We start from the raw sequence: 17,516 nt of genomic DNA, 5'->3' as shown, positions 1-17,516 counted from the left end.
TTCAAAGCTACTGTCGCGGTCTCTGGGGGTGGAGATCTCAAGCTCGCCTGTGTCGCTACGGACTCTCTTTTTAGTGTACCCATTGTGCTTATTAGGCCTGTCTGCCTTTTCATGCTTGGGGTAGCCGAGATGCTCTTCCATTTCTGCTTCTAGGGCAGTGTCGATGAAGGACTGCATGAGCTGCTTTTGAAAGTCTTTGATGTCATCGAAGCTTTTCATGCTGCTGGCCATTTGCTCGGCCAGTTTTTTAAGGTCAGATTGGTTAGTCATTGCTTATTCTCCTGTTAGTGGATTATAAGCAGTTACACAGAGTTTGGGAAACTCCCTTCTATTGTTACAAAGCAGCTTCTAAATGACGCTTCAAACAACCATTAGCCTTGAGGCTTAATCAAATACTTCTCACCAGTCGCTTGTTTGCCATAGGCGGCGATTGATTTTAATTGCAGTGCTTCTTCTAGCGTGACTTCATGAGTATAGCTGCTCGCAAAGGTGGTGGTGATTTCTTCTGCCACACGCTTACGCATTGCTTTCACCGTTTCACTGCCCAGCTTGCCAAGTGCATTAAATAATAAGAATCCATTAACGCCCCACGCAAAACCAAAGTTACGGTTTAGGGTGATCGGGCCGCGGTCTAAGGCACCATAAATATAGGCTTGTTTAAAGGTGTCTGACCCATAGACGCTGTATTCTTCTACATCGTGAGTAATTGCGGCTTCCATATAGTTTAGAATATCGCTGGACAGCTTGCCGCCGCCAATAGGGTCGAATGAAATAGTCGCGCCTGTTTCGATGAGCGCTGTGGTTCTCCGTTATCGATGCCGAATGGCCGGCTTTTTATCGGGCATTTTTACAATGGCTAGCGCCAGATAACTTTGATGAGGTCGGCAAGCAGCGAGCCCGACTGAGCGAGTTAATTCAAAAAGCTCTTCGACAACAGCTGTGAAGAGCGGCATCCATATACAGCCAAGACCACCTAACAAATGACTGCAGTGCGAATGCTGCAAATTGAGCTTTTATTTCACGTCATAATTTCTGGTTTTTCAGCATAAACTGACAATCACTCAGAATATAGACCTCTCTTCTAAAACTATTATTCGGTTTTTTTAGAGGATTGATAACGCTGGTAGTGTCTTTGGATCTCTATATACTCAGCAATACGCTTCGCATCATGCCACACACCCCAAATAAAGCTAGAGCCTTTGCCCGACAAGTACGGCAACCCGACAAAATAAATACCCGGCTCGCTAGTGACACCTTTGTTGTGTATCGGTGCGCCATTGTCTGCAAAAATATCAAAATCGAGCCAGTGGTAATCATAGCCAAAGCCAGATGCCCAGATAATACTGGTGATATTATCTTTGTCAAAATCGAGCGCGTCGATGGGCATGGTCATACACTCAGGCATATCCATAAACACCTTGGCCTCAGGCTCCTCAGGCAAATCTAGACCATTATTTTCAATGTATCTGTCCATTTCTTCAAGATTGTCCAAGTAGCTTTGTTCGGCACTGACGATGTTATCAACCAAATCATCGTTAAACGATACGGTATGGTCGTTAAATGCCTTGGTCATGCCAACTAGAGTGATACCCTCATGACCCATCTTTCTAAAATCAACGCTTTGTCCGCCATTCATACCGCTCACTGCAAAACCCTTAATCGGTCGTTGCGGCGGCGTGGTCTCATGCCATGTGCCCAAAACACCCAGCCACCACACGTTGTCTCTGTCTCTATATTTGCGCGGCGGACGCTCATGCGGGCCAACGGATAAGTATACCTTTCTACCTGCACTATTTAGCTCTGAGGCAATTTGCACTCCTGATGAGCCAGCACCGACGATCAGTACCGCGCCCTCAGGCAGCTGCTCGGGATTTTTATAGTGATCCGAGTGTATTTGATACAGGCTGGTGTCTTGTGGGGCAATTTTAGGAATAAGTGGGTTTTGAAACGGTCCTGTGGCGACTACGATATTATTGGCAAAAAGCGTGCCTTGACTGGTGGTGACGCTAAAGCCTTTTTTGTTCTTATTTTTGACGATGTTTTGTACTTCTACGCCCGTCTCAATCGGTGCGTCAATCATCTTGGCATAGTTTTCAAAATACTCAGCGACTTCGCCGTGCGGCACAAAACTGTCTGGATCATGAGGGAAGTCCATATTTGGAAATTTATCATGCCAGCAAGGACCGTTGGCGACCAATGAATCCCATCGACGCGTGCGCCACGCCTCGGCAACTCTATTTTTTTCTAAGACGACATGCTCAATACCGAGATGGCCCAAATGCTCACTCATCGCAATACCTGCCTGACCTGAACCCACAACCAGTGTGTCTACACTTTTATTATCGATTGACATATGACCATTCTCTCTGCATAAAAATTAATATTTTGAATCATTACTTTTTGAAGATATGACTCTCTATAAAGGTCACATCCACCCAGATCATATTAATTTTTCTGTATTTAAAATGACAATCGTATGTCCTGAATAGCTACCTCAAAAAAACCGAATCACTCTGATATGGCTTAGCCTAACCACTGGAAAGGAAATCTTAATTTGCCTTGAATTTGATTTGCGACATACTGTTTGTAAGGCGATAGCACATCCTTTAACCATTACATACTGTCCATCTTCTTGAAGAATTGAGACTGATAAGAGATCAACCATGACATCTATGAAACATACCCGTATTCGAACCTTTAATACCCAAGAAACTTACCCTGAGCAAAATATCGATAACGACTTGTGCCAAGCAGTCGTCGCAAAAGGCAGTACTGTGTTTTTACGCGGGCAAATAGGCCAAGACTTAGACACCAGTAAAAGCGTATGTGTGGGTGATGTCAAAGGCCAAACCGAGCAAGCCATGCATAACATCAGCATGCTACTCAAAGAGGCAGGTGGCGAGCTGACTGACATCTGCAAAATCACCATTTATATCATCGACCCTAGATACCGTGAGGACGTTTATCGGGTGGTTGGGCGCTGGCTAAAAGGTGTGCATCCTGTATCGACAGGCATTGTAGTCTCTGCGCTGGCACGTCCTGAATGGCTGGTTGAGATCGACGCGACCGCTGTAATTTAAAACCATAATTATACTAAGGATATATAATGACATTTTCTATTATTGCGCGATGTGAAAGAACAGGGCAGCTCGGTGCAGCGATCAGCTCCTCATCACCTGCCGTGGCCTCCCGCTGTATTCGTGCCAAAGCAGGCGTTGGCGTAGTCGCCAGTCAAAACATCACTGACCCTAACTTATCGCAAATACTGATTGAAATGATGCAATACAACCTAGCCCCGATTGATGCCGGTCATGAGCTGGTCAAAAGCACTGAGTTTATTCAGTATCGGCAACTGATGGCACTTAGCGCGACCGATGTACCTTTTGTGTTTAGCGGTGAGCATACCTTAGGGACGTTCGCTACTGCGCAAGGTAAGCGTGCTGCCTGTGCTGGTAATATGCTATCTAGCACGGCTGTTCCTGAAAAGATGCTCATGACTTTTGAGCAAAGCGAAGGATCTCTTGCCAGCAGATTGCTTGAGAGCTTAGTATCAGGTTATCACGCGGGCGGTGAAGAAGGGGACGTGCACTCTGCAGGCTTGCTGGTGGTAGACAAGGCCACGTGGCCGATTGTCGATTTACGAGTAGATTGGTCAGATACGCCCATAGAAGACTTGCAGCAATTGTGGGATATCTATGAGCCGCAATTAGACGATTATATCGTCCGCGCACTAAACCCCACTATTTCACCAAGTTACGGCGTGCCTGGAGACTTATAAACCGCTATTTAATAAAAGGATCTATCGTGTTAAGTCGAATTACGTTACGCCAGATGGAATATTTCGTCACCACAGCAGATAGTGGCAGCATCATTATCGCGTCTGAAAAAATCCATATTTCATCGCCATCGATATCGGCCGCGATTGCGCATATGGAAGAAGAGCTTCATGTTCAACTATTCATTCGCCAACATGCTAAAGGTTTATTGTTGACCGAGATCGGCGAACAGGTCAAAGACGCCTGTAAAGTGATTTTGGCACAATCCTCTGATCTGTATTCAATGTCGGCTGACTTCACAGGCATTATGCGCGGCAAAATCAAAGTTGGCTGTTTTTCAGCCTTTGCGCCTTTTGTTTACGCTGAAATCATACATGGATTTGCAAATTTGTATAAGCAGGTAGATGTAGAAGCGGTGATTGACGATCATCACAATTTAACGCAAGAGCTCACAAAAAACACTTTAGATCTGGCTTTACTGTACGACTTACATATCGATGAGAACGTCATCAATTTTACACCGCTGGCTGACTTACCGCCGTACGTTTTATTGTCTGAGACGCACCCGCTGGCCAAGCACAAGGCGGTGACGTTAGAAGAGTTGGCCGAATATCCAATGATCCTGCTCGATATGCCCTACAGTAATGACTACTTCCTATCTTTGTTTCGCAAAAACAACCTCAAGCCCAACATTATCGACACCTGTAAATATGTTGATGTGATTCGCTCGATGGTGGGTAACAACATTGGCTACACCATCTTAAATGTTCGCCCAAAGAGCAACTTATCTAACGATGGTAAAAAGTTGGTCATGGTTAGAATATCTGGTGATATGAGGCCCATGAAAATCGGCATCGCCACGCCCAAAAACGCCACTCTGACCAATGTCCAACAGGCATTTTCAAGTCGCTGCCAAGCTTTTATTTCCAACCAATACATACCTGGCATGAGTGTCTCATATTTCTCCGAAGCACATATCAAAAACCAAAAAGAATAAGGAAGGCAAATGCAACATCACTCAGAATGCCTAGCCGTATTAGAACAACTCATTGCTTTTGATACCACCTCTTATAAGAGTAATTTACCACTGATTGACTACGTCAAACACTATTTAGATCATAAGAATATCGACATCACTATCGATTATAACGACGCGCAGAACAAAGCCAATCTATTCATTAGCACAGGCCCTAAAGACAGCGCTGGCGTGTTGTTGTCAGGCCATACCGATGTGGTACCTGTTGATGGTCAAGACTGGGACACTAACCCTTTTGAGGCCGTCATAAAAAATAACAATGTTTATGGTCGTGGCAGCGCCGATATGAAAGGGTTTATTGCCTGCGCGCTAGTCATAATGAAAAGGGCCGCGGACATGCCCTTAACTTATCCGCTGCATCTGTGCCTATCCTATGACGAAGAGATCGGCTGCGTGGGTGTCAGGCACATCCTAACGCAACTGAGCAGCTTAATTATCCCGCCTAGAGTGGTGATTATAGGGGAGCCGACCTTGATGGATGTGGCTACCAGTCATAAAGGCAAAGCCGTGTTTCAAGTGCAGTTTTATGGCACAGAAGGACACTCCGCTCTTGCGCCAAATTATACCAATGCCATTCACGCGGCCAGTGCCTTTGTACAAAGCTTGATTGACAGTCAGCAAGTGGTTGCCAAAGAAGGACATCTGGATACGGGGTATGACATTCCTTACTCCACCATTCATGTAGGCAAGATTCACGGCGGTACCGCGTTAAATGTCGTACCCAATCTGTGTCAATTAGATTATGAAATTCGCAATGTCGCAGAAGACAGTATTGCCGCGATTCAAACACAGATCTTAAAGGATTTTGCGGCAAAAGATGCCAGCTATCGTTATGAGCTGCAAGACATCAATCAGTATCCTGGGCTAATGACCAACCAAACGCAGCCAGAATTAAAAAGTATCCAAGCGTTATTGCCACAGTCCAACATCACCAAACTCTCTTTTGGTACAGAGGCAGGCTTGTTCCAACAATGTTTTGACTCTCCCATTTTGGTCTGTGGCCCAGGCTCTATCGAGGTTGCTCACAAACCCAATGAATACATTGCTATTAGTCAATTAAACGCTTGCAGTCACTTTTTAGACAAGCTTGTTGCGACGTTGTTATAGCTTCACTCCTTAACGAATTTTAGAGGACAGATCATGCAATTTGATTGGGCATATACTTTTAGCTTGCTAAAAGACACAAACTTCTGGCAAGCCACCTTAACTGTGATTGAACTTAGTGTATTGGTATGGATTTTGGGTATCGTCCTAGGTTTTGTGATGGCACTGGGCAAAAAATCTAAAATCAAACCTGTTTCGTTATTAAGCCGCGCTTATATCTGGTTATTCCGCAGTATTCCTTTGTTGGTACTTTTGATCTTCATTTACAGTATGCCGCAGGTGTTTCCACAAACCAGCGTGATCTTATCTTCGTCGTTCATGTCTGGCCTGATTGCATTGACCTTATGTGAGACCGCCTATATTGCTGAGATTCATCGCGGTGGTCTCAACTCAGTTCATCAAGCTCAGATAGAGGCGGGCAAGGCCTTGGGTATCAAGCCGATGGGTATTCAACGACTGATTGTAGTGCCGCAAGCGTTAAGAATCGCCTTACCTACATTGAGCAACGAGTTTGTCGTTATCGTCAAACTCACCTCACTGGTATCGGTTATTTCTTTGACTGAGATTCTATTGGTTGGACAGCGTTTGTATGCACAGAACTTCTTGGTGCTTGAAACCATGTTGGCGGTCGCGTTTTACTACATCTTGATTGTCACTGTTTTTGGCTTCTTGATTCAACGCTTTGAAAAGTTTATCGATATTACGCAAAAGAAGCCCGGTATTTTGAAAGAAGGTGAGTTGGTTGGTAATATCAGTAGCAATAAATCATTGAATAATTACAAAGAAATAAACCAAGAACGCAAAGGTGATTATGCACTGGAAGCCATTAATATTCACAAATCCTATGGCGAGCACCATGTACTAAAGGGTATTGACCTTAACGTGAAATGGGGCGAGGTGGTGTCTATTATTGGCCCATCAGGCTCAGGGAAAACTACTTTTATTCGTACGTTAAATAGCTTGGAGACACTTAATAAAGGCACGGTTAATTTGATGGGTAATCCTTTTCTAAAAGATACTGTTCTGACCGATAAATCTAAGCCCTTTAAAGAGCAAATTATAAATATCGGTATGGTGTTTCAGAATTTTAATTTATTCCCGCATAAGACTGTTTTAGAAAATATCATGCTGGCACCTCAGTACCATAAGGTATATGACAAAGGCATCAATCAGCTGACCGCAATTGCGATGCTCGACAAAGTCGGTATGAAGGCCCATGCAAAAAAATACCCGCATCAGCTCTCAGGCGGACAACAGCAGCGGGTAGCGATTGCCCGTGCGCTCGCGATGGAACCTTCTATTATCTTATTTGATGAACCAACGTCTGCCTTAGATCCTGAGCTGGTCAGTGAAGTATTAAAAGTAATGGAACAGCTTGCCAAAGAAGGCTTGACCATGATTATTGTCACCCACGAAATGAGCTTTGCTTTTGATATTTCCGACCGTGTCATCTTTATGGAAGGTGGTCATATTGTTGAGCAAGGATCACCTGAGGTACTGAGAAACAGTACCAACGAGCGCTTTAATCAGTTTGTACAAAATATTAATTAAAAGTAATGGCTCGTTTTCATAGATCAGTTTTTATATCAATCAGAGTCGCCAAAAAAGCCCTTATATGATCGTATATAAGGGCTTTTTCTTTAGTATTGCATTTTTTATATCAGACAAGTATGGATAGGCTGGACAAACAAAGTTTTTACTAAAAAAATTATTCAATAAAATCAGGTTCTTGTATCAGCAGTAACCTTTTAATCTCTTCTAAATGTGCTTCGCTAAAGTCCTCTATAGACTCCCAATCTTGAGCCGTCTTTTCTGCGACGTCATCAGGGATGAGGCGCAATGGCTGATTGGTCGCATAGGCGGTTGTGAGCACTTGGCAGGCGCGCTCAATGGTATACATGTCATCAAATGCCACACCGATGCTGTGCGAGCCGATAAGTACCCCGTGATTGCCCATCATCAGACGACTATGCTCGCCTAATAAGCTGGCGAGTCGTTTGCCTTCCGCATTGCTATCAGCCATACCTTGATAACAATCATCGTAGCTCACACGATTAAAATAGCGCGCCGTGTTTTGATCAATCGGTTTAATGGTCGGATCTTTTAGCGTTGAGATGGTAGTCGTATAAATCGGATGCAAATGCAGCACGCATTTGATATCTGGTCTTAATAGATGGATTTGACTGTGTATAGCCCACGCGGTTGGGTCAATTTTTGCCAATAACTCATTATCAGGATTATTGGTATCTAACAAGATTAAATCACTCGCTTTAATGGTCGAAAAGTGTTGCCATTTTGGATTGATCAGAAATTGACTACCATCTTCAGATACCGACGCACTGAAATGGTTGGCGACTGCCTCATGCATGTTCAGACGTGCAAACCAACGAAAACAAGCGGCAAGGTCAATGCGTGCCTGTTCTTCGCTTTTAAGATTGTTGTTTTTAAAGTCATTCATAAATCACCTCTGTATGTAAAATTATTACTATACAGAGTGCATTGAAAACAAAGCGATTTTTTTAAATAGGATTTGCAGTAGTAGTGGGTAGGTTTTTCAAAATTGCTTTTAATAGGTCGTCTTTAGTATAACTGAGTTAAGCGATAAAGATGTTACCAACACATTTAATACGGTTGTTTAAATTCATTAACCCACTAGGAATGACTACGATGAAGCCATTAAAAATGATATTACTTTCTGCCGCTGCAGGCTTAGTATTAAATGCCTGTTCGAGTGAAGCACCTACCAGTAGTCAAGAAAGCAGCGCCACTGCTACTGAGAGCGCAGGTGCTGATAAACGAGTACTAACCATAGGCTCTGATATGACCTTTCCGCCTTATGAGTATTTGGATGAGCAGGGCAATCCGGGCGGGGTAGATGTGGAGATTATGGCCAAAGTAGCGGAGCTTAATGGTGATATCACACCCAAATGGGAAGATGCCAGATTTGCAAACCTCGTTCCTGGGCTAAAAGGGGACAAGTTTGATGTGCTGTATTCAGGAATGTACATCACTAAAGATCGCTTAGCGCAGATTGATATGATTCCTTATTACAAGACCGACATCTCATTGCTGGTGCGTGGTGACTCAGACCTTGCACCTCAAGGGGCAGATGACTTATGTGGTCAAAAGGTTGGTGCGATGAAAGGCACAGAATTTGTCAATCAATTAGGAAAAATATCCGCCAAATGCGTGGAACAAAACCAAGGCGCTATCGAAATTCGTGAATACGAAACCTCACCGCAAACCTCTCAAGCATTGCTCTCTAGAGCTGTAGATATTCAATATGATGATGCTGCCGTCATGAAAGCCGCGGAAATGAAACTTGGCGATCGCGTGAAAATTACTTCAACACAAGAGCTATATCCTATTGTCGGCGGGATTGGTGTGAAAAAAGGTGATACTGAAACTTATCAAATCATCTCGGACGGTATAGAAAAAATGAAACAGTCTGGTGATCTAGAAAAAATACTGAGCGTCTACGGTCTAACCGTTCCAAGCCAAGCAGATATCGATCAAATAATGAATTAATCGGATAAGCAGCATAAGTAAAAAAGGAAGGAGTATTAAATGTTAACCAATGAACAAATTAAGCAGTATCACGATAGAGGTTATTTAGTAGTAGAAAACGCTATTGACTCTACTGATCTCACAGACCTTCTTAATCAAATAAATTTTTGGATAGATGAGAGTAAGGTACATGCCGAAGCTTGGGGTTCAACATTAGATGGTAGAGCAAGGTTTGATATCGATCCAAAAGATCACAGTGCTAAAAACCCCTCTCTACGCCGTGTTACATCACCGACAGAAATATCTGAGTCCTTTGCAGATATAGCACTTAAATCCAATATGTCAGAAATGGCAAGCGACTTGATAGGCGGTAATGGCACATGCTTTCACCATAGTAAAATCAATGCCAAGTTGCCCAATACGTCGACTACCGTCAAATGGCATCAAGACTTTCCATTTACGCCGCACACCAACGATGACATGCTGACGGCACTACTAATGATCGGTGAGGTTACGATGGAAAACGGACCACTACTGGTGGTGCCCAGTAGTCATAAAGAAGATCTGTTTTCCCATTGGGAAAATGGGAAGTTTGTGGGTAAAGTGAGTGATGACATAGAAGCGAAAAAATGCCAACAGTTTGTACCCTGTATCGGTAAGCCAGGTTCTATATGCTTTATGCATAGTAGGTTGCTGCATTCATCAGGGCCGAACAAAAGCGACTTGCCCAGATACTTATTCATCTCCGTATACAAGGCAGAAGATGCACATGCGCTATCACCAAACCCGCTACCAAGTAAGCATGAAGGCGCTTTGGTAAAAGGCGTGATAAGTGGTAATGTTAGATTGACTCCCAACCTTGTACAGCTGCCAGAAATACCTAAGGGTGCATCGTTTTTCACTCAGCAAGAAATGGCAACGATGGGTTAGTCTGATTTTAGATTTTAAATCTGGCATATTGTCTAATAAGATTATTTTAGTATCAAAGGTTAACGAAATGAAAACAATATTAACATCCCCTATTGAAGAGAAATGCGCTTGGTTCGGCAATGATATTATCAATAATAATGATTGGATAATTAGACTTGATGATTATTTATTGTCAGTTTTGGATGCGGCACATCAGCATATCACTAATCTAGGGAAAAAAGCTCCTCACTTTAATAAAGATGATATACATATTAAAGATGAAAAGTTTTTAAATTTTATCGATAAAATATCGGATCAACTTGAGAATGGCTATGGTTTTATTGTAATAAAAGGCTTAGATGTCAAACGATTTAATGAAGAGGAGCTTATAGATATTTATTATATCTTGGGCTTGTATTTAGGTATGCCTGTAACCCAGAATATACAACAACAACTGTTAGGCTATGTGGAAAATGCAGGGGATGTAAAAAATAAACAAACAAGAGTCTATCGAACAAATGCTAATTTACCCTACCACTCTGATATGTCGGACGTTGTAGGTCTTCTATCCATAAGAAAAGCGAAAGAAGGTGGGGAAAGTAGTTTGGTAAGTTTTGCGACAGTTTATAATACAATTTTAAAAGAATATCCAGAGTATCTAGCCTACTATTATCATCCAGCTTATTATAACCATCTTGGTGAAGATGAACCCTCATTAAGCCCCATATTTAGTTATTGGGAAGGCAAGCTAGCATGTCGGTACCTAAGACAATATATTGAGGTTGGACATGAAAGAAAAAATATTCCATTATCTAGAGTACAAAAGGACGCACTTAATATTTTCGATGAAATAAGTCATCGAAATGAGCTAAGAATTAATATGATTTTAGAGCCTGGTGATATACAACTATGCAATAACTATATTGTAATGCATTCAAGAACTTCTTTTGTAGATTATGATGAGATAGATAAAAATCGTAAGTTAGTAAGATTATGGTTGAAAATGCCTAATGCAAGGCAATTAGCGCCTGATTTTCCTGGTAGAAATGGTTTCTCATCTATCTCTTGAACTGAACCGCCCCGACTATATCGGAGACTTGATTGCTTGAGTCAGGCAGCGATGCCTGACAGGGTTAAATTATCGTAATACCGCTTTTCAAACTCAAAAGGGGACACATAGCCAATCGTACTATGAATGCGAGTTTTGTTAAACCAATCGACCCATTCAAGGGTTGCTAATTCAACATCACTCACACCTTGCCACTGCTGTTTTAAATATTCAATCACCTCTGTTTTATAAAGCCCGTTAACCGTTTCAGCTAATGCATTGTCGTATGAATCACCTATGGTACCGACAGAAGCAATCATACCGCAGTCAGCCATCTTCTCAGTGTAGCGAATGGATAAGTACTGAACGCCGCGATCACTATGATGAATCACATCTTTTGGGTTATTTCTGTCTGCAATGGCTTGATTTAACGCTGCCATCACCATATCCGTGTTCATACGATCTGATACTTTCCAACCAACGATAGCGCGAGCAAACACATCAATGATAAAAGCAGTATATACCCAACCACTCAATGTCTTTATATAGGTAAAATCAGCAACCCATAGTTGGTTAGGGCGATGGGCGTTAAAGTTACGATTAACTAAATCATCAGCACGCTTTTGATCATCACGAGACTGAGTCGTTATCTTACCCATACCTTGCCAAACACCTTGCATGCCATGCTGACGCATTAACCGCTCTATAGTGCAGCGTGCAGGATGTATACCCTCTGCTTTCAACTGTTGCCAAACTTTACGAGCACCGTATCGGCATTTGCTGTTCTTCCAGATACGTTTAATCTCATTAAGGTAGAAATCGTCATGCTGACTACGCTGTGAACGCTTTTCAGGATTTTCTTCTAGCTCTTTAGCACGATAGTATGTGGATGGAGCAATCGGTAATACTCTACAGATTGGCTTGACTCCATATTGTTGTTTATGATCTTCAATAAAATCAACCATTACTTGGGTTTGCGGTCGAGCTCCGCCTGGGCTTCAAGACCTGCAGCTTTCTTTATAATCTCATTGGCTTGTTTTAATTCTTTGTTCTCACGTTCAAGCTCTTTGATGCGCTCGGCTTGGCTTTGAGCTTGAATCTTTGCAGGAATGGTTTTATCAATGTGCTTTTTATGCCATGATCGTAGGGTCTCAGGCGTGCAACCTATCTTTGGTGCTATGGCTTTGATGGCTGACCATGTGGATGGGTAGTCGTCTTTAGCTTCAATTAGCATACGGACGGCGCGCTCTTTCATTTCAGGGGTATAGTTTCGTGTTTTCATTGTCGTATTCTCTTGGAGCGTTGAGTCTCCGACAATCTCGGGGCGGTTCAGATTGTCGAATTGGACCTTGCTACTATAGTTCAGTTAAATATCACTGGCGGCGTTGAAATAAATGGCTATGCAACCGAAGAAGAAATATCAGTTAATACGTTCTACACCTCTTAGTTTGTCGCTAAGAAGTTCTGATTTATACCATATACTTAAAATAGGGAGTGCAACATGCACCATAACAAAGAAAAGCTGATCGCATTGCTGGCGAGCAAGGGCTGGAGTAAACCGCTTATCGATGCCACTTTTGAGCTGGTAGGCGGGTTTGACGCACTTGTTGAGCACACAAACGTTGTTTGGCCTATGATATTTGCTAATAGTCTTGGCAATCAGGTTGAAATTGATGAAGATGATGGCTCTGATTTGTTAGCCGCAACCAAAATATTGAATGGGATAAAAGAGCTTAGTGATAACAACATGCCCGCTCTAAACGCTTATTTGGATACTCATTCTGACGATATCTTACTGGCGTTAATAACACAGTTTGACGATTCAGCTGCACGACTAACAACGCTTAGTGATCAAATATGGCCTGAAGAAGCCAATGAATATATCAATGCAGGTCAGCTAAAAGAGGAATATAGACGAGATGTGGTCAATATTATGGTGTACTACGCTTGTTATTGGCTAACATATATCAGCGGCGGCTTTAATACTGACCGACTGGCCTTAATTGACCTATCAGAAGTCACTTCAATAGGTTTGTTTAACGGACAAATAAACATAGAGTCCAAGCTAAAAGAGAAAAACGCAAGGTTAATCGGTACGCTAGAAGAGCTTTATGAGGTATGTAATACCTATTACATACAAATGTTTTGGAGTGGTACAGGCAAAAAAAGAGTGATTACCGGCATTTATATAAAAAAGAAAGAGCCGTTAACAGAAAATATTCCAGTGCATATAAACCTTAAAAAACTATCAAGCGTTGTAACCCGGGGTTCATGTTTCGTTGAGCTTAGTATGACATCTACTTCAAAGAGCGTTAATGATCGGGACTTACTTTGTTTGTCTGATGACACGGTGGCTAAAATCAACGTGGCGGGCAGTCATGAGCTTGAACTAATTATGAGTGAGAATGCAGTTTTAGACCTAAGCGGTAACGTGGTGAGTGGTAGTGCTCAAATTGAGGATCAAAGCCGCTTGATAGCACTCGATTTTACAGCTGATAATACTTTTAGCTGTCATCGATTAGACGAGGGTTCGCGGGTGTTCGCTAATAACGCAAATTTCCATGTTGATCGACGAATTGATGATGATCCGTCCAATTTTGCCAATAAAGCCGCCGATGAACTCTGTGATGAATACATCGGTTATCTCAGAAATCAGCGCATGGAGGAATAACTATTACACCTGCCAGCATCAAAAAACAGCCGCTATAAGTGGCTGTTTTTCGTTTAGGGCGTTACCTACAACTAAACCGAGCTAATAACGCTCCTAGAGCTGATCAACACGCTTAGCAAATCGTTTAGGCTATCAAGTTGTACTGTCTCAAAATCGTTTTTCGTTAATTCATAGCGTTAATTTGGATTTAAAGACTTCTAAATACTTTAATAAAATCTTTAGCTACATCCCAACCTTGAACATAAACACCTATTTCATGGTAAATCTCTACAAGGTTATTAGGGGCACTTGCAGACAGCCAATTTAAGCTAGTAATCAGCAAGTCATTATTATCCCAAGCTAATACCTTGGCATGACTATTGGAATGATGCGCACCCAATTGAGATAGAGAGTCGGCAGACTTCAGATCATCATGCATCTCAACAATTTCTGAATGATCGATATAACTTGATTTCTTAGAGTAATAATAATATTTTTTAGCTTCCGACTTTTTTAAAGCATCAAATATAGGCCTTATAGGTGAGGTGTTTATAAAGTCACTTATAATATATATCTTGTTTTTTGCTTGAGCGGCTAAGTCAATATAGTCACTGCACTACAAAAGAGTTATGATTTGGATGAATATCATAAAACAATTTAGATAAGTCATTTTCCATCCAGCCTTGGCGTAAAAACTTCACTTGAGCCCATTTTTTCTCGATGGGATTTAAGTCAGGACTATAAGGTGGTAAGAATAGAAGCCTGTGACCATGTCTGTTAAGCAACTTTTGAACGCGCTTATGAAAGGTCGCATTATCCATAACGATCACACATTTTTTCTTAAGCTTTGGTATCAGCGTGAACTTGCACCAGTGATAGAAAACCTCTTTATTGATGTTGGTCTTTAAGCAATCGAGTGCAAACAGCATTTTGCCATATAGCGCACCAATCACGTTGGTTCGCTCCTTGGCTTGCCAGTTATAACTGCCAATGCAGGGGCTACCAATGGGTGCATAACCACAAGGACGCATCGTTTCACTTTCAAAGCCACTCTCGTCCATATAGACAATAGCAAAGCCTTGAGCAATGTAGTGGTTAAGTTTTTTTAGGTAGTGAGCCCTCTTTAGTGGACAAGCTTTGGGATGCTCAAGTGTCTTTTTTTTTTGCTAACACCAATACGCTTTAAGGCTTTGCTGATGCCTGTTGGGCTACAATTAAAACGCTGTGCTCGCTCATAGTGATAATCGTCAGGGTGGTCTTTGACATCTTGAGCTAAGGCTTCATCCTCTATTTTGTAGGGCTTAATATATCGGGTGGTTTTACTATGAAGACGCTTTTTCCACTTCTGGATAGTCGTTGGACTGATATCATAGAAAACAGCAGCTTCGGCAAAGGTCATGCCCTCATCTAAGCTTTTTAAAACTTGTTTGCGGTAATCTAGGGAGTAAGTCATGGTCATTTATACTGGTAATCGTTTAGTTAATTTATGTTATAACATTTTTGTGGTCAGGTGACTATATAACTATGATGCTGGTGCTTTAGCACTAATCGCAGCTCCAGCTTTTCATTGTTAGGAATATCAACGTCATTTGGCGTATCAGCTATATTGCTTGAAAGCCCCCGAAACTCCTTACGCACTTTGCTGTCAAAAGTGCTTTTTCCACAGCAAATATTAGCAGCGATCTCTAAAAAATATTTAGTAAATTGATCATTGCAAACAACAACTGACGCCTCAAATCTTTCAAATTTTGCATATAAGAAGTTGCATGAACTGACCATAGTACACAACCCCTTGTCTACATGATTGGTTATAACGAACTTTGCATGCGAGTCGGTACGTCTGAAGTCATTATAATTTACAACATTTAGCATGCCTTCCTGGTGGCAGCTTTCATTAAAATCTCTTAATTTTTTTTCAACAGCCTTATCTTCACTATCTGATTTTTCAAAGTTTTCATCTGTTTCTTCTGCATTACTTTTGCCCCATAAAATATAAACTTGAACACCTCGTTTCAAAGCCTCTTTAATTTCTAGAAAAAGATGAGTATAGCCATCATCATTGACAATGCACCATTTACCTATGAAAGTAGAGTGAATGACTAGAAAGTCAGTAGAGGACTGGATTAGCTCAATGAGCTTGGCTTTGGTGTTGTGACCGCCGTAAACAAAATCTACATCGCCTCTCTTGGCAATAACCTTGATTTCATAGTTATTTCCATCTTTGCTCAAAGGTGCTTTAAGCAAAGAATTATCATCCTTGACTATAGCTGGAAGTGTATTTGTGATTTGTCTAATAAGCTTTTCATTCAGCTTCTTTACTTTGTTGTCATCGATTATCCTTCCTTCCTTACGACCTTCTATATACAACATATCTACCAGTAAATATTTCTTAGTAGTTAATGTATATACAGCCTCGTCACGTACGTTGTCTATTTTTTCATGCTCCCTGGCCATAACGCTATACATTTTTGTGTACTTGGGATAAGAATTGCTATCATCTATAGGCAAGGTAACTATATTCTTGTTTTTATTAATCTCACTCATATACCTTGCATGAGTAAGCAAAAGGGAGTCAAAACTATAAACGCTGTAATAGTTATCAAAATAATCTACAAAAACTTCTCTTTTTCTTTGATATTTATCGACCTTACAAATGAGTTCATGTTCTTTAACGCTTAAAGAATAAGCTATCTCACCCATTTCCGTTATTCTAAAAATAAAACTGTCTCTAGAAGTAACAATATCAATCCACCCGACATTGCACATGGGTAGTAAAATCTGAATGACAACTTGAGTTTCTAGATTGGAGAAGTCGCTAAGACTCTTAACAGTCATCTCTCTTTGACTTAACTCTTTTAAGAAAAGGTAATCGATAATTGACCAATTGGTTTTTCTACTAATACTAAATATATATTCATTAGTAAGGAATGGGATAGCAATCGTATATTTTATAGTGTTTTCTTTATTCATTAGAGGCCCAAAAATGATTTTGATTGAACAAAGTTAATGTTATTAAATACCTTATTTTCAGTATCAATTGAATGATCATTCATTAATTCAAAATCATCAACAAACATTTCAACAAAGAGATTCAAAAAGTCCCTATCCATATCGTCCAAATAACCCCTATTGTTAGCATAAGCTTTATTTTCAAGCAGCTGCCAATATCTGAATAAACCGAAACAGCCAACAATAATCATTTTATGTTTAGCTCTACTCAGCAGTACGTTCATTCTGCGCATATCTGATAAAAAACCCAAAGCAGAAGTAATAGGCTGACAACTATTATGCCTTACTAGGCTAATGATAATAACGTCGGCCTGATCACCCTGATAAGAGTCTACTGTTTTTGCTATGTCTTGATCATTATGTTTGCTCGAAAAACAGCTATTTATCTCACTCTTTTCAACCAGGTTATTGATCATATTCACTTGATTTACATAAGGGCTCAGTATCTTAATTGAATAATTTTCATCACTATTAGTA

General features: G+C 41.2%; 18 protein-coding genes, 1 pseudogene and 1 other annotated feature. Of the genes and pseudogenes, 9 read left to right on the top strand and 10 right to left on the bottom strand.

Annotated elements, in window-relative coordinates; translation table 11 throughout:
* From ACT3SX_RS09045 to ACT3SX_RS09035, 3 genes are all read right to left on the bottom strand, one after another.
* The coding region (locus tag ACT3SX_RS09045; protein WP_444753270.1) for a transposase at positions 1-270 on the bottom strand (270 nt) is incomplete at its 3' end.
* Between the two features lie 101 nt (positions 271-371).
* A complete protein-coding gene (locus ACT3SX_RS09040; RefSeq protein ID WP_226914658.1) occupies positions 372-719 on the bottom strand; it encodes a hypothetical protein in 348 nt (115 codons plus the stop codon).
* A 371-nt stretch (positions 720-1,090) separates the two neighbouring features.
* Complete coding sequence (locus ACT3SX_RS09035; protein ID WP_192993493.1) at positions 1,091-2,353, bottom strand: flavin-containing monooxygenase; 1,263 nt, start codon at positions 2,351-2,353, stop codon at positions 1,091-1,093.
* Positions 2,354-2,672: 319 nt separating this feature from the next.
* Between ACT3SX_RS09035 and ACT3SX_RS09030 the strand changes: the two genes are divergently transcribed.
* The 5 genes from ACT3SX_RS09030 to ACT3SX_RS09010 are packed head-to-tail and all read left to right on the top strand — an operon-like array spanning position 2,673 to position 7,467.
* Positions 2,673-3,080 carry a RidA family protein gene (locus ACT3SX_RS09030; protein WP_068407027.1) on the top strand — a complete coding sequence of 136 codons (408 nt, stop codon included), beginning with the start codon at positions 2,673-2,675 and terminating at the stop codon, positions 3,078-3,080.
* A 26-nt stretch (positions 3,081-3,106) separates the two neighbouring features.
* Entirely contained in the window at positions 3,107-3,778 is a 672-nt protein-coding gene (locus tag ACT3SX_RS09025) for a DUF1028 domain-containing protein (RefSeq protein ID WP_068407024.1), read from the top strand.
* 26 nt (positions 3,779-3,804) lie between these two features.
* Positions 3,805-4,773, top strand: a complete 969-nt coding sequence (locus tag ACT3SX_RS09020; RefSeq protein WP_068407021.1) for a LysR family transcriptional regulator — start codon at positions 3,805-3,807, stop codon at positions 4,771-4,773.
* Positions 4,774-4,782: 9 nt separating this feature from the next.
* A complete protein-coding gene (argE, locus tag ACT3SX_RS09015; protein WP_068407018.1) occupies positions 4,783-5,919 on the top strand; it encodes an acetylornithine deacetylase in 1,137 nt (378 codons plus the stop codon).
* Between the two features lie 33 nt (positions 5,920-5,952).
* Positions 5,953-7,467, top strand: a complete 1,515-nt coding sequence (locus tag ACT3SX_RS09010) for an amino acid ABC transporter permease/ATP-binding protein (protein WP_068407015.1) — start codon at positions 5,953-5,955, stop codon at positions 7,465-7,467.
* A gap of 157 nt (positions 7,468-7,624) precedes the next feature.
* On the opposite strand, the gene ACT3SX_RS09005 is transcribed toward ACT3SX_RS09010, so the two are convergent.
* On the bottom strand, positions 7,625-8,374 hold the full coding sequence (locus tag ACT3SX_RS09005) for a class II aldolase and adducin N-terminal domain-containing protein (protein WP_087813574.1): 750 nt from the start codon (positions 8,372-8,374) through the stop codon (positions 7,625-7,627).
* A gap of 209 nt (positions 8,375-8,583) precedes the next feature.
* Between ACT3SX_RS09005 and ACT3SX_RS09000 the strand changes: the two genes are divergently transcribed.
* From ACT3SX_RS09000 to ACT3SX_RS08990, 3 genes are all read left to right on the top strand, one after another.
* Positions 8,584-9,444, top strand: coding sequence for a transporter substrate-binding domain-containing protein (locus ACT3SX_RS09000; RefSeq protein WP_442068277.1), 861 nt, complete (start codon positions 8,584-8,586; stop codon positions 9,442-9,444).
* A gap of 39 nt (positions 9,445-9,483) precedes the next feature.
* On the top strand, positions 9,484-10,353 hold the full coding sequence (locus ACT3SX_RS08995; RefSeq protein ID WP_068407008.1) for a phytanoyl-CoA dioxygenase family protein: 870 nt from the start codon (positions 9,484-9,486) through the stop codon (positions 10,351-10,353).
* A gap of 67 nt (positions 10,354-10,420) precedes the next feature.
* Positions 10,421-11,401, top strand: a complete 981-nt coding sequence (locus ACT3SX_RS08990) for a TauD/TfdA family dioxygenase (protein ID WP_192992363.1) — start codon at positions 10,421-10,423, stop codon at positions 11,399-11,401.
* 41 nt (positions 11,402-11,442) lie between these two features.
* Here the strand turns inward: ACT3SX_RS08990 and ACT3SX_RS08985 are convergent.
* Positions 11,443-12,662, bottom strand: a protein-coding gene (locus tag ACT3SX_RS08985; RefSeq protein ID WP_444753592.1) for an IS3 family transposase whose coding sequence is annotated in 2 segments (ribosomal slippage) — positions 11,443-12,380 and positions 12,380-12,662 — 1,221 coding nt in all. Because the reading frame shifts where the segments join, the coding sequence is not laid out codon by codon here.
* Positions 12,271-12,387 (bottom strand) — a sequence feature (AL1L pseudoknot). Its footprint overlaps the gene before it by 117 nt.
* Before the next feature lie 219 nt (positions 12,663-12,881).
* On the opposite strand from ACT3SX_RS08985, the gene ACT3SX_RS08980 reads away from it, so the two are divergent.
* Positions 12,882-14,051, top strand: a complete 1,170-nt coding sequence (locus ACT3SX_RS08980; protein WP_289048562.1) for a hypothetical protein — start codon at positions 12,882-12,884, stop codon at positions 14,049-14,051.
* 187 nt (positions 14,052-14,238) lie between these two features.
* Here the strand turns inward: ACT3SX_RS08980 and ACT3SX_RS08975 are convergent, their stop codons facing one another.
* The 5 genes and pseudogenes from ACT3SX_RS08975 to ACT3SX_RS08955 form a co-directional block, all read right to left on the bottom strand.
* Positions 14,239-14,469: a hypothetical protein gene (locus tag ACT3SX_RS08975; RefSeq protein ID WP_442073898.1), complete on the bottom strand. Its 231-nt coding sequence runs from the start codon at positions 14,467-14,469 to the stop codon at positions 14,239-14,241.
* 274 nt (positions 14,470-14,743) lie between these two features.
* Positions 14,744-15,061: pseudogene (locus ACT3SX_RS08970) on the bottom strand (transposase); the annotation flags it as partial.
* Positions 15,062-15,153: 92 nt separating this feature from the next.
* Positions 15,154-15,483 (bottom strand): IS630 transposase-related protein, encoded by a 330-nt coding sequence (locus ACT3SX_RS08965; protein WP_192524967.1) that lies wholly within the window; start codon positions 15,481-15,483, stop codon positions 15,154-15,156.
* Positions 15,484-15,536: 53 nt separating this feature from the next.
* Positions 15,537-17,000 (bottom strand): phospholipase D-like domain-containing protein, encoded by a 1,464-nt coding sequence (locus ACT3SX_RS08960; protein ID WP_442073667.1) that lies wholly within the window; start codon positions 16,998-17,000, stop codon positions 15,537-15,539.
* Positions 17,000-17,516, bottom strand: a 517-nt coding sequence (locus ACT3SX_RS08955; RefSeq protein ID WP_444761707.1) for a C-terminal helicase domain-containing protein, incomplete at its 5' end; no start/stop codon positions are given. The genes ACT3SX_RS08960 and ACT3SX_RS08955, both read right to left, overlap by 1 nt.

The sequence above is a fragment of the Psychrobacter sp. AOP31-B2-9 genome (assembly GCF_052378005.1).
Taxonomy (GTDB): Bacteria; Pseudomonadota; Gammaproteobacteria; order Pseudomonadales; family Moraxellaceae; genus Psychrobacter.
This window is presented reverse-complemented; position numbering and strand designations above follow the sequence as displayed.

Bases quoted from the DNA above. Each gene is read 5' to 3' on its own strand.
- argE (WP_068407018.1), top strand. From the start codon at position 4,783: ATGCAACATCACTCAGAATGCCTAGCCGTATTAGAACAACTCATTGCT.
- ACT3SX_RS08975 (WP_442073898.1), bottom strand. From the start codon at position 14,469: ATGCATGATGATCTGAAGTCTGCCGACTCTCTATCTCAATTGGGTGCG.
- ACT3SX_RS09030 (WP_068407027.1), top strand. From the start codon at position 2,673: ATGAAACATACCCGTATTCGAACCTTTAATACCCAAGAAACTTACCCT.
- ACT3SX_RS08960 (WP_442073667.1), bottom strand. From the start codon at position 17,000: ATGAATAAAGAAAACACTATAAAATATACGATTGCTATCCCATTCCTT.
- ACT3SX_RS09010 (WP_068407015.1), top strand. From the start codon at position 5,953: ATGCAATTTGATTGGGCATATACTTTTAGCTTGCTAAAAGACACAAAC.
- ACT3SX_RS09005 (WP_087813574.1), bottom strand. From the start codon at position 8,374: ATGAATGACTTTAAAAACAACAATCTTAAAAGCGAAGAACAGGCACGC.
- ACT3SX_RS08990 (WP_192992363.1), top strand. From the start codon at position 10,421: ATGAAAACAATATTAACATCCCCTATTGAAGAGAAATGCGCTTGGTTC.
- ACT3SX_RS09000 (WP_442068277.1), top strand. From the start codon at position 8,584: ATGAAGCCATTAAAAATGATATTACTTTCTGCCGCTGCAGGCTTAGTA.
- ACT3SX_RS09025 (WP_068407024.1), top strand. From the start codon at position 3,107: ATGACATTTTCTATTATTGCGCGATGTGAAAGAACAGGGCAGCTCGGT.
- ACT3SX_RS09035 (WP_192993493.1), bottom strand. From the start codon at position 2,353: ATGTCAATCGATAATAAAAGTGTAGACACACTGGTTGTGGGTTCAGGT.
- ACT3SX_RS08995 (WP_068407008.1), top strand. From the start codon at position 9,484: ATGTTAACCAATGAACAAATTAAGCAGTATCACGATAGAGGTTATTTA.
- ACT3SX_RS08980 (WP_289048562.1), top strand. From the start codon at position 12,882: ATGCACCATAACAAAGAAAAGCTGATCGCATTGCTGGCGAGCAAGGGC.
- ACT3SX_RS09040 (WP_226914658.1), bottom strand. From the start codon at position 719: ATGGAAGCCGCAATTACTCACGATGTAGAAGAATACAGCGTCTATGGG.
- ACT3SX_RS08965 (WP_192524967.1), bottom strand. From the start codon at position 15,483: ATGACTTACTCCCTAGATTACCGCAAACAAGTTTTAAAAAGCTTAGAT.